This window comes from Antarcticibacterium arcticum (assembly GCF_007993795.1).
GTDB lineage: Bacteria > Bacteroidota > Bacteroidia > Flavobacteriales > Flavobacteriaceae > Gillisia > Gillisia arctica.
Window position 1 is genome coordinate 1,569,858 of the sequence record NZ_CP042476.1, and the last position, 14,406, is coordinate 1,584,263.

At 40.8% G+C, this 14,406-nt stretch carries 14 protein-coding genes and 1 tRNA gene; 10 read left to right on the plus strand and 5 right to left on the minus strand.

The window, feature by feature from the left end; all coding sequences use genetic code 11:
• The 3 genes from FK178_RS07040 (at position 1) to FK178_RS07050 (ending at position 2,665) form a co-directional block, all read left to right on the plus strand.
• Entirely contained in the window at positions 1-384 is a 384-nt protein-coding gene (locus FK178_RS07040) for a lipocalin family protein (RefSeq protein ID WP_146832717.1), read from the plus strand.
• A gap of 133 nt (positions 385-517) precedes the next feature.
• Positions 518-1,705, plus strand: coding sequence for a tRNA 2-thiouridine(34) synthase MnmA (mnmA, locus tag FK178_RS07045; protein WP_146832720.1), 1,188 nt, complete (start codon positions 518-520; stop codon positions 1,703-1,705).
• An 18-nt stretch (positions 1,706-1,723) separates the two neighbouring features.
• Positions 1,724-2,665 (plus strand): NAD(P)H-dependent flavin oxidoreductase, encoded by a 942-nt coding sequence (locus FK178_RS07050; protein WP_146832723.1) that lies wholly within the window; start codon positions 1,724-1,726, stop codon positions 2,663-2,665.
• Here the strand turns inward: FK178_RS07050 and FK178_RS07055 are convergent.
• From FK178_RS07055 to guaA, 4 genes are read right to left on the minus strand one after another with little or no spacing between them, the layout of a single operon-like run.
• Positions 2,662-3,207, minus strand: a complete 546-nt coding sequence (locus FK178_RS07055; protein ID WP_146832726.1) for a DUF922 domain-containing protein — start codon at positions 3,205-3,207, stop codon at positions 2,662-2,664. The two genes, FK178_RS07050 and FK178_RS07055, sit on opposite strands and share 4 nt — an antisense overlap.
• Before the next feature lie 9 nt (positions 3,208-3,216).
• Positions 3,217-3,615, minus strand: coding sequence for an OsmC family protein (locus tag FK178_RS07060; RefSeq protein ID WP_146832729.1), 399 nt, complete (start codon positions 3,613-3,615; stop codon positions 3,217-3,219).
• Between the two features lie 5 nt (positions 3,616-3,620).
• Positions 3,621-5,576, minus strand: a complete 1,956-nt coding sequence (locus FK178_RS07065; RefSeq protein WP_146832733.1) for a PBP1 and LysM peptidoglycan-binding domain-containing protein — start codon at positions 5,574-5,576, stop codon at positions 3,621-3,623.
• A 60-nt stretch (positions 5,577-5,636) separates the two neighbouring features.
• Entirely contained in the window at positions 5,637-7,169 is a 1,533-nt protein-coding gene (gene guaA, locus FK178_RS07070) for a glutamine-hydrolyzing GMP synthase (RefSeq protein WP_146832736.1), read from the minus strand.
• A gap of 78 nt (positions 7,170-7,247) precedes the next feature.
• Here guaA and FK178_RS07075 point away from each other — a divergent pair, with 78 nt between their 5' ends.
• The 7 genes from FK178_RS07075 to FK178_RS07105 all read left to right on the plus strand — a co-directional run bounded on the left by FK178_RS07075 (position 7,248) and on the right by FK178_RS07105 (position 14,094).
• Positions 7,248-7,973, plus strand: a complete 726-nt coding sequence (locus FK178_RS07075) for an SIMPL domain-containing protein (protein WP_146832739.1) — start codon at positions 7,248-7,250, stop codon at positions 7,971-7,973.
• 70 nt (positions 7,974-8,043) lie between these two features.
• Positions 8,044-8,589: a pyridoxamine 5'-phosphate oxidase family protein gene (locus tag FK178_RS07080; protein ID WP_146832741.1), complete on the plus strand. Its 546-nt coding sequence runs from the start codon at positions 8,044-8,046 to the stop codon at positions 8,587-8,589.
• A 112-nt stretch (positions 8,590-8,701) separates the two neighbouring features.
• The gene (locus FK178_RS07085; RefSeq protein WP_146832744.1) at positions 8,702-10,849 is read left to right on the plus strand and encodes a TonB-dependent receptor; all 2,148 of its coding nucleotides are present in this window, start codon (positions 8,702-8,704) and stop codon (positions 10,847-10,849) included.
• Positions 10,850-10,971: 122 nt separating this feature from the next.
• Positions 10,972-11,592, plus strand: a complete 621-nt coding sequence (locus tag FK178_RS07090; RefSeq protein WP_146832747.1) for a tetratricopeptide repeat protein — start codon at positions 10,972-10,974, stop codon at positions 11,590-11,592.
• A gap of 19 nt (positions 11,593-11,611) precedes the next feature.
• The gene (locus tag FK178_RS07095; RefSeq protein ID WP_146832750.1) at positions 11,612-12,949 is read left to right on the plus strand and encodes a 2TM domain-containing protein; all 1,338 of its coding nucleotides are present in this window, start codon (positions 11,612-11,614) and stop codon (positions 12,947-12,949) included.
• Positions 12,949-13,269 carry a 2TM domain-containing protein gene (locus FK178_RS07100; protein WP_146832753.1) on the plus strand — a complete coding sequence of 107 codons (321 nt, stop codon included), beginning with the start codon at positions 12,949-12,951 and terminating at the stop codon, positions 13,267-13,269. The genes FK178_RS07095 and FK178_RS07100 overlap by 1 nt, the downstream gene beginning before the upstream one ends.
• 54 nt (positions 13,270-13,323) lie before the next feature.
• A complete protein-coding gene (locus tag FK178_RS07105) occupies positions 13,324-14,094 on the plus strand; it encodes a LytR/AlgR family response regulator transcription factor (protein WP_146832756.1) in 771 nt (256 codons plus the stop codon).
• A 182-nt stretch (positions 14,095-14,276) separates the two neighbouring features.
• Here FK178_RS07105 and FK178_RS07110 read toward each other — a convergent pair.
• A tRNA-His gene (locus FK178_RS07110) sits at positions 14,277-14,352 on the minus strand.
• Between the last annotated feature and the right edge of the window lie 54 nt (positions 14,353-14,406).

The following is a 14,406-nucleotide window of genomic DNA, read 5'->3' on the forward strand; positions in this document are numbered from 1 at the left end:
ATGAAAAAATTCTTTGTATTATTTTTAAGTATCGCCCTGTTTGCTGCTTGTAGCAGTGATGATGATGAGAATCCCGATGCAGCAGATCCAATTTTGGGAACCTGGGTACTTGTTGATGCATCCTCTCCACTAGATGATGAATTCTGTCTTGAGAAGGAATCAACACTTACTTTTAACGCAGATAATACCGGATCTTCCACTTTTTATTTGACTCAGGCAAATTGTACGGCTACTTCTTCTACCGGTAACTGGACTAACCGGGGTAACTCTTTATATACTATTTCTGTTCCGGTGTATGGAGATTTACAGGGTTCAGTTAATTTCAGTGGTTCAAATAAATTCACTTTCACCTTTATTGGCGGGGTGTTAACCTTTGAAAAATAATAGTATCCCTATTTGAGACTATAACTTAAAGGTGGCCTTTGCCACCTTTTTTTATTTCGTAATTTTGCCGGCAGGTACCCGACTGTTTTAGTTCAGTTTAATTAGATAGTCTGGCCGGAAGGCAGAAATTAATATGAAAAAAGTAGTAGTAGGTTTATCGGGAGGAGTGGATTCAAGTGTAGCTGCATATTTATTGCAGCAGCAGGGGTATGAGGTAATTGGTCTCTTCATGAAGAACTGGCATGATGACAGTGTTACAATTTCCCAGGAATGCCCCTGGCTGGAAGACAGTAATGACGCGATAATGGTTGCAGATAAACTGGGTATTCCTTTTCAAACGGTAGATCTTAGTAAAGAATATAAAGAGCGTATTGTAGATTATATGTTCCGGGAATATGAGATGGGCCGCACTCCAAATCCCGATGTCCTATGCAACAGGGAGATAAAGTTTGATGTTTTTATGAAAATTGCCCTTTCCCTGGGAGCAGATTATGTAGCTACGGGACACTATTGCCGTAAGGGAGAGATTGAGATTGAAGGAAAACCTGTGTTCCAGCTATTGGCGGGAAAAGATGCAAACAAGGATCAATCCTACTTCCTGTGCCAGTTAACCCAGGAACAATTATCCAAAACACTTTTCCCTATAGGAGAATTGCAAAAACATGAGGTAAGAGCCATTGCTGGAGAACAGGGTCTTATTACCGCAAATAAAAAGGATTCCCAGGGACTCTGTTTTATTGGAAAAGTAAGATTACCGGAATTTCTTCAGCAACAACTGCAGCCTAAAGAAGGGGTAATTGTTGAAATCGATTCCGAAAAGGAATTGTTTGCAGTTTCTACACCTCAATTCAGTTCTAAACATGAAGAACTGGAGTATCTTTCAAAAAAATATAGTTATACACCAGAGGATGGTAAAATTGTAGGAAGGCATCCGGGAGCCCATTATTTCACCAAAGGGCAGCGAAAAGGCCTTGCTGTAGGAGGAACCCCGGAACCTTTGTTTGTAATTGAGACCGATGTGAATTCCAATATTATCTATACCGGCCAGGGAAAAGATCATCCCGGACTTTACAGGAAAGCCCTGTTCATTTTACCCGAAGAAATTCACTGGGTAAGGCCGGACCTAGAAGTGATGCCCTACGCTGAATTAAAAGTCATGGCTCGTATAAGATACCGCCAGCCCCTGCAGGAAGCAACTCTTAATCCCACTGAAAACGGAATGTATATAGTTTTTGAAGAACCACAGGCTTCTATTACCGAAGGGCAGTTTGTTGCCTGGTATAGGGATGAGGAATTAATAGGATCAGGAGTAATATCATAAAAAAAGATCAAAACTTATATGCCAAACAGAATTACCGGGTTATTCAATATTAAATACCCATTGATCCAGGCTGGAATGATCTGGGCCAGTGGATGGAGATTAGCGAGTGCGGTGAGCAATGCCGGAGGCCTGGGAATTATAGGGGCAGGATCAATGTACCCTGATGTTTTAAGGGAGCATATACAAAAGTGTAAGCTGGCCACAGATAAACCATTTGCGGTAAACCTGCCAATGTTATATCCTCAAATTGATAAGCTCGTAGAGATCATTATTGAAGAAGGGGTGAAAATTGTATTCACATCGGCCGGGAATCCAAAAACCTGGACCTCACATTTACAGGCTCATGGGATTACGGTGGTTCATGTGGTGAGCAGCGTGAAATTTGCTCTAAAATCCCAGGAAGCAGGTGTGGATGCGGTGGTTGCTGAAGGTTTTGAAGCCGGTGGCCACAATGGAAGGGATGAAACTACCACCTTTACACTTATCCCTATGGTTAAGGAGCAACTCGAGATACCGTTGATCGCAGCAGGGGGAATTGCCACGGGAAGAGGAATGCTTGCGGCAATGATCCTTGGAGCAGATGCAGTGCAAGTTGGTTCTCGCTTTGTAGCCAGCGAGGAAGCTTCTTCACATCCCAATTTTAAACAAAGGGTGGTTGAGGCCAAAGAAGGAGATACCATTCTTACCCTTAAGGAACTAGCCCCGGTGCGCCTGCTTAAAAATAAATTTTATACAGATGTTGAGCAACTGTACCTTCAAAATCCCTCAAAGGAAGATCTTATAAAATTACTGGGAAGAGCCCGTGCAAAAAAAGGAATGTTTGAAGGGGACCTGGAGGAAGGGGAACTTGAAATAGGACAAATTGCAGGCCTTATTCATGATATTAAACCAGCTGCAGAAATAGTGAAGGAGATGATGGCCGAATTTGAAGCTGCAAAAACTGCGGTAGCCACTCTTTAGGTAAGCTCGTTATATTTATTCAATTCGTTGGCTATATACTTATGCCATCTCGCCTGCGCATCTTTATCAATACTGTGCCTGGTTTCCCTGTCGTATTTTTGTTGCATTAATGTACGCTCCTTGTCTATTATTTTATAGTAGCGGTTAAGTACTTCCCGGGGTTGTTGTCCCAGTGAATTCACCTTAACTTCAGCAAGCTGTTTTTTCAATTTCCGTGCATGTAATTCGGTGATATCAAAATGTAGTTGCTCATGTTGCAGAAGGTGGTCATTTTGTGAGCCTTTCCTCACCCATGACCCTTTAGGATTGAAATAACTCTTTACTTCATACTCCAATTCTATTACCCCATTTATATTTTTTAATCCCCAGGAATAAGATAATCCTGCATTTGTATTGGCGTGGAATGAGGAAGTTTCATCGGGTGATGCCTCAAAATGACCCCACGTAAGCCCGTCTTTTTTCCAAAAAATCTTATCTGCTTCTTCCTGCGCCTTTACGAAAAAGACGGAAACAAGAAACAAAAGAGACATCGAATATTTCATCAAAATTAATTAATAGGAAAATGTGATCACCTTTTCTATATCGGGATGCAGGCTGTAAATTACAGGACAAGTATTGGCTGCCCTTTCAAGAATTGTTCGTTGTTTCTCGGTATACTCAGCCCGTAGAACAAAATTAATTTCAATTCGGGAGATCCTTCGGGGGTCAGATGCCATGGTTTTGGTGACTACAGCATAAGTATCTTTGAGGTCAAACTCATGATCCCTGGCTTTGATTCCCATTATGGTAAACATACACGAAGCCAGCGCAGTTGCCACCGTATCTGTTGGTGAGAATGCTTCCCCTTTTCCTTCATTATCTACTGGGGCATCAGTAATTATCGTGCTGCCACTCTGCAAATGTTCACAGGCTGTCCTAAGTTCTCCAAGATATACTACTTTTGATGTCATTTTTCTTAATTAGCTACACTTAGTGTGAGATCATTATTTAATTTCATGATATAAACAGCATTGTTGGAAAAACCACCATTTTGTTTAGGCCTGTACAGGAACTTATTTTCTACATACTCTGTTTCAATATTTTCCTTAACAGATCTTTCAAGGGTAGACATGGCCCCAAGGCGAAGTAAAACATCCAGGGTAAGGTCATAACCTCTAACGGTATAATTATTTGGCACTACTCCGTATTTAGATTTATAGGTGTCAATAAACCTGTCGGTTACTGTCTCATCAAATTCTTTATATTCAGATGGGTAATGGAATTCAAGCCTTCCCAAATGTTCATTTACAATAATATCGCTGTCATAAGACGAATTTTTATTGGTAGTAAAAAGCTTGATCCTGTTCCCTCTAGCCAGCCTGTACATCGCTGAAGTCGCACTTCCCAGCAAAGCCACGCTTTCAGATTCCAGAATGATCCAATTCTCCCTGTCACTCATTAAAGATGGAGAGATAGCCCCTGAAGAAACATTATTCCCTGCAGGATTAACCAATCTGGCATTGGGAAGAGCATTCATAAGTTTACTTTTTACTGCGCTGTTTTTGGAATCGGCAATAATTATAATGTTTTTGCCCTGGGAGTTATCCCTTAAATAATTGATCATAGCATCGGTCAACATTTCATCACTTGGCCTGGCCTGGTATAGATTAGGCATCCCTCTCAATTCCCGGTTACTTATTGGGGAGATCACTGGGATGTTTTGATTTAAAAGCCTGGAAGCTGCCTCTTCTGATGTAGCCTGGAACAATGGACCTATAACGGCATGAACATTGTTGAAATTATTGTTTTGAATTATGGAGGAAACTGTACCGGGTTGTTGTTGAGTATCGTACACTTTTAAATTAGTAGATATTCCCATTTCCTTGGCGGTTTCTAGCGCCATAAGAACACCACTGTAGAAATCAAGAGAAATTCTCATCACCCTGTCATTTTGTAAAACCCCACGTGAGTTGGAAATGGTATCCTTATTTACCTTGGAAGTATTGAAAGGCAACATAAGCACCAGGTTCTTTGTACTGAAATCTTTGAGGGAATTACTAAGGTCTGCACTTCTTTTTTCAAAGCTTTCCGCAACAGGAATTTCTATATCTTCCAGCTCTCTTCCTCTGGCGTCTTTGGTAGGAACCTTGAGCACCATTCCAAATTTAAGTCCGTCTTTAAGGGCGGGATTTAAAGCAATCAGGGAATCCTGACTTACCTGAAAGCGTTGGGTCAATCCAAATAGGGTTTCCTGGGGTTGTACTTCATAGAACTGAAAATCATCACCCGTAATTATTACAGGTTCATCCAGGACATTGGTTCCCACTTTAAGCATAATTCCCGGTTGAAGTACGTCTACAGTAGGATTAAGGCTTTCCAGCTCATTCACGGTCATTCCATATTTGCGGGCGATTCCATATTTTGTTTCCTTGGGAAGTATTATATGTTCCCTGGTATTGGTTATCTGGACAGGCCGTGAAGGTTGCGCAGGCGTAGTTCGTGTTTCCCGAACAGCCGATTTAGAAAATACCGGGATCTTTATTGTTTCTCCTAATTGAAGTTCCTTGGAATATAGCTGTTTATTATATCGCTTTATGTCTTCTTCACTAACCTCATACTGCTTTGAAAGGCGGTAAATAGTTTCCTGGCGCTGTACCTTATGGTCAATGAAAGTTACTGCCTGGGGAGCAGCGGGTGTTCCGGGTGCATTGCCTGTTTCATCCTGTATAGGAATTACAAGCTTCGAACCCACGTTTACACCATTGCGGGCATCGGGATTGTATTTATAAATTGCTTCTGTGCTAATACCATATTTTTGGGCAATCCTGAACACATTTTCTTCCGGGGCAACCGTATGATATTTATAGGCCTGAGCATAGGCAGTTAAAGAAAGGCCCTGAAAAAATAAGCATAGAACAATAATAAATTTCATCTGTGAATTTTTAATTATTTAAGCAATACTCAGCCCTGCTCAAAGGTTTATTAATAATAACTATTCCCATTCAATTGTTGCAGGCGGTTTTGAACTTATGTCGTATACCACTCTATTAACGCCTTTAACCCGATTTATTATAGTATTTGATGTTTTTTGAAGAAAGTCATAGGGCAGGTTCACCCAATCTGCCGTCATGCCGTCAGTAGATTCTACTGCCCGTAAGGCCACCACTTTTTCATAGGTTCTTTCATCTCCCATAACTCCTACAGAACTCACCGGCAATAAAATTGCACCGGCCTGCCAAACTTTATCATATAACATCCATTCTTTAAGCCCGTTGATAAATATTGCATCAACTTCCTGTAAGATCCTCACCTTTTCAGCAGTTACATCTCCCAGGATCCTGATAGCAAGTCCCGGGCCGGGAAATGGGTGCCTTCCCAGGATCTCGGTAGAAATTTCAAGTTCGGCCCCTACTCTTCTTACCTCATCTTTAAACAACATTCTTAAAGGCTCTACCACCTCAAGTTTCATAAAGTCCGGCAGTCCGCCAACATTATGATGGGACTTTATTGTTGCTGAAGGGCCTCCGTTAACCGAAACCGATTCAATAACATCGGGATAAATTGTTCCCTGGGCCAGATATTTTACATCTTCTATAAGGTGTGCCTCATCATCAAAAACTTCAATGAACGCATTCCCGATCGCTTTCCTTTTCTCTTCGGGATCACTAAGTCCAGCCAGGGCATCCAAGAAACGTGCCGAAGCATCTACTCCCTTTACGTTTAAGCCCATGTGCTTATATTGGTCCAATACACTTTCAAACTCCCCTTTTCTTAAAAGGCCGTTATTTACGAAAATACAATACAGGTTGGTGCCAATTGCCTTGTGAAGTAATACCGCTGCAACAGATGAATCTACACCCCCGCTAAGGCCAAGAACTACTTTATCTTCTCCAATTCTTTCTTTTAACTGAGATACCGTCATTCCCACGAAAGCTTCGGGAGTCCAGGTTTGAGGTACTCCCGCTATTTTTACCAAAAAGTTTTCCAGCAACTGCTTTCCGTCTGTGGAGTGATAAACTTCAGGATGAAATTGTATTGCAAAGGTTTGTTCGTCTTCAAACCTGTATGCGGCATTTAAAACGTCTGGCGTACTCGCCAATCTCACACTATTAGTTGGTAATTCTTTGATTGTATCACTATGGCTCATCCACACCTGAGAATTTTCATGGATATTCTCAAATAATGGTTCAGCATCTTTGATTAAAGAAAGATGAGCCCTGCCATACTCACGTATTTCTGAAGCTTCTACTTTCCCGCCGTTAAAATGGGCAAGGTATTGGGCACCATAACATACCGCCAGCACCGGTAATTTCTTCCGGATATTTAACAGGTCCGGATGCGGGGCATCTTCCCCTCTTACAGAGAAAGGACTCCCGGACAGGATTACCGCCTTAAAACCTGATAGATCCTGAGGAACTTTGTTGTAGGGATGAATTTCACAGTAAATGTTAAGCTCTCTTACCCGCCTTGCTATCAATTGCGTGTACTGCGAGCCAAAATCTAAAATAAGTACGTTTTTTTGCATAGGCAAAAGTAAGAATTTGAAACAATAATGACCTAGCGCTTCCTTATTTTTATACCTTTAAAACTTACACATAAGCCTATGAGATATTTAAGCGCGATCATTTTTGCTGTGGCTATTGTACTGGCAGCCTTCTTCCTTGGCAATGCATATGTAAAAAGAGCGCAGCCAAAAGGTGTTATTTCAGTAACAGGATCTGGGAGTGAAAATTTTACTTCAGATCTTATTGTTTGGGAAGGCCAGTTCAATCGAATGAGCCCTAATTTAAAACAGGCTTATGAAGAGCTGAATGCAGATAAAGAAAGGGTGAGAAAATATCTGGTAGATAAGGGTATTAAGGACGAGTTTTTCGTTTTTAATTCTGTCCAAACCATTGAGCAACAGGAGAACCAGTACCAGAATGGAAATTACGTAGGCAGTATTTTCAAAGGATATGAGTTGATCCAATCTGTCAAGATCGAATCTGAGGACGTAGAGCTAGTAGAAAGCGTCTCCCGGGAGATAACGGAACTTTTAAATTTAGGTGTTCAATTCAATTCCTCCCCACCCCGTTATTACTATACCAAAATTGCCGATCTAAAGATTGAAATGATCTCAAAGGCAACGGATGATGCCAGATTACGTGCCGAAAAAATTGCTGAAAACAGCGGAGAAAAACTGGGAGACCTTAACAGTGCTTCCATGGGGGTATTCCAGATCACCGGGCAAAATAGCGGAGAGGATTACAGCTGGAGCGGAGCCTATAATACCCAGGATAAAAAGAAAACAGCCTCCATTACCATGCGGCTGGAATATGAAGTGGATTAAAAAATATTTGCTGTTTTTTCCTTAAATTTATGGGAACTCGTAATTTTCAATAAATCTTACAACAATGTTAATGATAGAGGACCTTTTTAAGGAAACCTGGAGAGAACTGGAACAGGCCCCGTCAACTCCAGATCATCCTTTTAGTTTGTGTTGCCTGGCAACAAATGACTTAAATGGCGGCATTAAACAGCGCCTGGTAAATTTTAGAAAGCTTACCTCCCAACAAAACCTTTTGTTTTATACAGATTCCCGATCTGCCAAAATAGACCAGCTGCAGAAGAATGACGGTGCGAGCGTACTTTTTTATAATCCCGTGCTTCAACTCCAAATTTTTATTCGGGGTAGGATAGTAATACATAACCAGGGGAAATTATGGGATGACCACCGGGTAAAGATTGAAGGAAGGTCTCTTCAGGATTACAATACCCAATATGCCCCGGGCAAGCATATTAAAAACCCATTGGATGTAAAAAGGACCCAGGATCTTAATTTTGCCCTTTTGGAATTAAAACCTGAAGTAGTTGAATATCTAAAATTACGCATAGAACCCAACCGGCTGCGGGCATTATTCACCAAAAAAGAAGGCGAATGGGAAAAGACTTTTTTAATTCCTTAATAACCGGTAAAAATTAAATCCCTCGCATTTCATCCTAAAATTTCTACGGTTCAGATCTTATTATTACGTGTTCCTGTGACTTCATTGCACATTTGTTCGAAACAAATGAACAATGAAACATATAATTATTTCCGGCTTTTTATTTCTAAACCTGTTTTCATATCTACACGCACAAAATATAATATCTGGAGTAGTGGGTGATACGCGGGGAAATCCTGTTTTTGGGGCAAACGTATATCTTCATGGCACCTATGACGGAGCTACCACCCTGGAAGATGGGAGTTTTATATTTTCTTCCTCCCAAACCGGCACGGTCGCACTTGTAGTTTCATATCTATCTTACAGAGAGTACCGCAGGGAAGGCACTCCTAATGAATTTGTAAATATAAATATTACCCTCCGGGAAGACCTTAATTCTCTGGATGCTGTGGTAATTTCAGCAGGGACTTTTAATGCGGGGGAAAAGGCACGGGTCTCTGTATTAAAACCTCTGGACATAGTAACCACTGCAGGCAGTGCCGGAGATATAATTGCTGCCCTACAAACTTTGCCGGGCACACAGAATGTGGGAGAAAGCGGCCGGTTATTTGTGAGGGGTGGGGATGCGGGGGAAACCCAAACCTTTGTTGATGGCCTAAGAGTCCCGCAACCCTACACTGCTTCGGTTCAAAACCTACCGTCCCGGGGCAGGTTCTCCCCTTTTTTGTTCAGTGGAATTTCTTTTTCAACGGGAGGCTATAGCGCAGAATATGGTGATGCTTTATCGTCGGTTTTACTGCTTGAAACCAGGGACCGGGTGGAAGAAGAGAAAACTGAAATCTCCCTTATGAGCGTTGGAATTTCCCTGGGTCATATAGAAAAATGGGACAAACGCTCCCTTAATATCAATACCTCCTATATTAATCTTGCACCCTACCAGGTTCTGGTTCCCGAAAACCTTGATTGGAACAAAGCTTATGAATCTTTGGCAGGAGAAGCCATCTATAGGCAAGAGTTCAAAAATGGGCTTTGGAAGGTGTACACCGCATTTGATGCCGCCGAATTCGATTTTAACCGTGAGAATATTGATACAGCCTTATCCCAAAACGTAAAACTTAAAAACAAAAATTTCTATTTAAACACTTCATATAGGGGTACGATATGGAACAACTGGCAACTTTTTACAGGTATTAGTCAGGGGCACAGTGAGAATTTAACCAGCCTGGATGAAAGAAATATTGAAAACCAGGAGAACGCCTTTCATTTTAAAGCGAATCTCGGAAAAAGGATCTCAAACGGGGTACGCCTGGTGGGTGGTATTGATTACTTCAGGACAGGATTTGAAGAAGTTTACAGCGCTGCACCCTCCCCTATTTCAACCTCCGGATTTAACCTGCAACAGTTTGCAGCGTTTGCAGAAGCAGATGTGCTGTTTTCCCGGAATCTTGCCGCGAAAGTTGGTTTAAGATATTCTTATTATGATGAAATGGAAGAAGCCGGTATAAGTCCGCGAATTTCAGCGGCATACCGCATTAATGAAAACGCACAGCTTTCCGCCGCAATGGGGAAATTTGTACAAAGCCCGGGGCAGGATTACTTAAAATTCACCTCTGATATTTGTACCGAAGAAGCCTCCCATTTCATCCTTAATTTCCAATATCAGAAAGAACGTCGCCTCTTGCGTGCCGAAATTTTTCAGAAGGATTATTCAAATTTGATAAAATTCGAAACAGGTTCCCCGGGCTTCAATAATAATGGAAGTGCTTACGCAAGAGGTCTTGATCTTTTTTGGAGGGATGATAAAACCATAAAAAATCTTGAATATTGGTTTTCATATTCCTTCATTGACACCAAACGGGATTACCGGGATTATCGTGAGAAAGTTACCCCTTATTTTGTTGCGCCGCATTCCGCATCTCTTGTAACTAAATACTGGGTTCAGGCCTGGAGGTCTCAAATGGGGTTCAGTTATAATTACAGCGCCGGCAGGCCTTTTAATGATCCCAATACCACACAATTTATGAGCGGCAGGACAAAGGATTTCAATAACCTGAGTTTTAACTGGGCCTACCTTTTAAGTTCGCAGAAAATACTGTACTTCTCTGTTTCCAATGTCCTGGGGCACAAAAATATATTTGGATATGAATATGCCGGAACCCGGGATCTAAATGGGAATTTTAGAAGCAGGGCAATAACCCCAACTGCCGACAGGTTTTTCTTCGTAGGTTTTTTCTGGACCCTAAGCGATAACAAAGCCAGCAATCAACTTGAAAATCTTTAAGACAGGATGGTACAGGGGATTCCACAATTCATCCTGAAATTTCAACACTTGGGTAACAGGAAATATTTTTCTTCCCGCATTCTTTCAACATTTGTATAACACTAACATTAAATACTAATATTATGGATAAGCTAATTATTATTTTGATCCTTATGGTCTCCGGGATTGTACGGGGACAGGGAAATTTTTACGATGGAATGAATAAGGGTATGGAGCTCTGGAAAACAGGACAAACAGAAGAAGCTTCGGCTATATTTGAAAGGATAGCAGCTGCAGAGAAAGAAAGCTGGTTACCCAATTATTATGTAGCAATGGTTAATACTACTTCTGCATTTAAAGAAAAAGATTTCAACCAGCTAAACAAATACCTTACCCGGGCCCAGAGTGCGTTAGATAAGGAATTGGCGAAACATCCCAATAACGCAGAGCTCCTGGTACTACAGGCAATGGTTCATACAGCCTGGATAGCATATGATCCAATGTCTTATGGCGCAAGTTTATCTGGTAAAGTTTCACAATTGTATGCGCGGGCAGAGCAATTATCACCCGAAAATCCCCGGGTAGTACTTGGAAAAGCTCAATTTGAAATGGGATCTGCCCAATTCTTTGGCACAGACCTTTCACCTATATGTACCAAATTAGAGCGATCTATAGATCTTTTTGATAACTTTAGTCCGGAATCCTCTTTTCACCCCAACTGGGGGAAAAACCAGGCATTGGAATCACTTAGCAATTGTAAGTGATACCTCTAAACACTCACAAATGAAAGGCAATTTAAATATATTTTTTACCGGCATATTAATAGGATTTACCTTATTCATTATTTCGCTGGTATTTTCTGTGATAACCCAGGATACAATGGTATTCAATATTGATTTGTTGCAGGAATTGGGCCTTTATATTTTGTATAGTGTTCCCTTAACTTTTGTCAATGGTTATTTCTTCAATGTTATAAATCACCGCATTGCCCGGGAAAAATATAAAAAATTTAAATTCATCTTTGGGCTTGCAGGAGCGGTTCTTTTTACGCTCATAACATTATTTATTGTACGGGCAATTCACAAAATTGTAATTGAAAAAAACACGTATAGCGAGTTCCTGAATTCAGAAAATTCCCTGTTCTATTTTTCAGCTTTGCTGGTATCCCTGGTAATCACACTTTTCTTCCATGCGCTGTATTTTTATAAAGAGCTACAGGAGAAAAAAGTAAAGGAGCAGCAGGTAATAGCCGGTACGGCTTCTGCAAAGTTTGAAAGTTTAAAGAACCAGATTGATCCTCATTTCCTGTTCAATAGCTTAAATGTATTAAGCTCCCTTATCGAGGAAAATCCGGATAATGCACAAAAATTCACCACTTCCCTTTCCAAGGTTTACAGGTATGTACTGGAACAAAAGGACAAGGAATTGGTTAGTGTGGAAGAGGAACTCGCATTTGCACGTACCTATATGAACCTTCTGGGAATGAGGTTTGAAAACAGCCTTTTTTATGAAGTTCCCCATGAGCTGGTAAATCCCGAGGCGCGGGTGGTACCACTTTCCCTGCAGTTATTGCTGGAAAATGCTATAAAACACAATATTGTAAGTGAAACCAGGCCTCTTCATATTCGTATTTACGAAGAAGGCAATTACCTGGTAGTGGAAAACAATTTTCAAAAAAAGGAAGTTCTCAATCCCCGCCGGGGAGTTGGCCTTGCGAACATTATAAACAGATATCACATTGTCACCAACCGTAAAGTTGTGATAGATCAAAATTCAAAAGTATTTCAGGTAAAACTACCAATACTCACGCAAAAAATTTCAGTTATGGAAACTATTTTAACAACAGAAAATAATGCCTATTATAAAGCAAAAGAACGGGTGAAAGAAATCAAGGAATTCTACGGAAACCTTATCTCTTATTGTATAGTTATCCCAATTCTTATTTTTATCAACTATTATACTTACTGGGAGTTCCAGTGGTTCTGGTTTCCGCTTTTTGGCTGGGGGCTGGGGTTAACCATTCACGGATTTTCAGTATTTGGATATGGTTCCAACTGGGAAGAGCGTAAGATCGCAGAATTAATGGCTAAAGAAAAACAACAAAATAAAACATGGAAATAATGGAAAGAAATTATCAGGAAGATCCCGGGTACAAAGCTGCCCAAAAAAGGGTTAAGGATATCAAAGGTTTTTACGTACACTTAATTGTATACCTTTTTGTAAATGTCTTTTTGATCTTAGCCAATACAGAATTCACAAAATTTGGGAACTGGAATCTTGAAATGTCCAATTTCTATACTGCATTGTTCTGGGGAATTGGATTGGCGGCACATTGGGCCGGCGTTTTTGGCCCCGGACTTTTCCTGGGGAAAAATTGGGAGGAACGCAAGATCAAGGAACTCATGGAAAAAGACAGGGAACAGATGGAAAAATGGGAATAATTCTTTTTTGGATTGCTTTATCCCGATTTTCAATTTTAAAAATTTATCATACGAATGACTGCAGTAATAATTGAAGATGAAAAACCCGCCGCACGGCGACTTAACCGAATGCTGGACCACTTGCAGGTGAATGTTCTGGAGACACTGCATTCGGTAGAAGAATCAAAGAAATGGTTCCTTGAGAATGAGCATCCCGAAGTGATCTTCCTGGACATTCAGCTTAGCGATGGGCTTTCCTTTGAGATCTTTGAAGGCTCTATGATCAAAAGCGCCATAATTTTTACTACTGCGTATGATGAGTATGCCCTGCAGGCATTTAAGCTGAATAGTATAGATTATATACTTAAACCTATAGATGAGGAAGAACTATCACTTGCGGTAAAAAAATACAGGAATTTAAAGGAAACCTACAGCGGGAGCCAGGTCCAATCTGTTCAGCTTAATTTTGAGGACATTAAAAAACTCCTGGTGCATCCCATGGAACGCGATTACAAGAAGAGGTTCACAGTAAAAGTGGGACAACATCTAAAAATGATAAATATTGAGGAAATATGCTGTTTTTACAGTGAAAATAAAGGCACCTATATTTTAACTTCTGAGGGCCGGAATTATTTAATGGAAACTACCATGGACCAACTGGAAGATGAACTTCCGCCGGATACTTTCTTTCGGGTAAACCGAAAATTCTACATAAATATTAATTCCATCAGGGACATTATAGCATATTCCAATTCCCGGTTAAAAATAAAACTTCACCATACCACAGATGAAGAAATAATTGTGGCCAGGGAGAGGGTGAAGGATTTTAAAGCATGGTTGGCGTAGGCTGACAGTTGTGGGTTGTGAGTTGTGGGTTGTGAGTTGTGGGTTGTGAGTTGTGGGTTAAAAAAAAGTGGAGAGTGGAGAGTGGAAAGTCGCGACCTGTTTACCTGTCTCTATAACCTCAAACTTTGAATCTTGAATCTCCACCAAAAAAAAACTCCTTAGTTTCCTAAGGAGTTTAAAAAGGGTGGAAGACCGGGTTCGAACCGGCGACCTCCTGAACCACAATCAGGCGCTCTAACCAGCTGAGCTACAACCACCATTTATTAGCGGATGCAAATGTATATTATTTCTATAATTCCTCAAAGAAAAAAA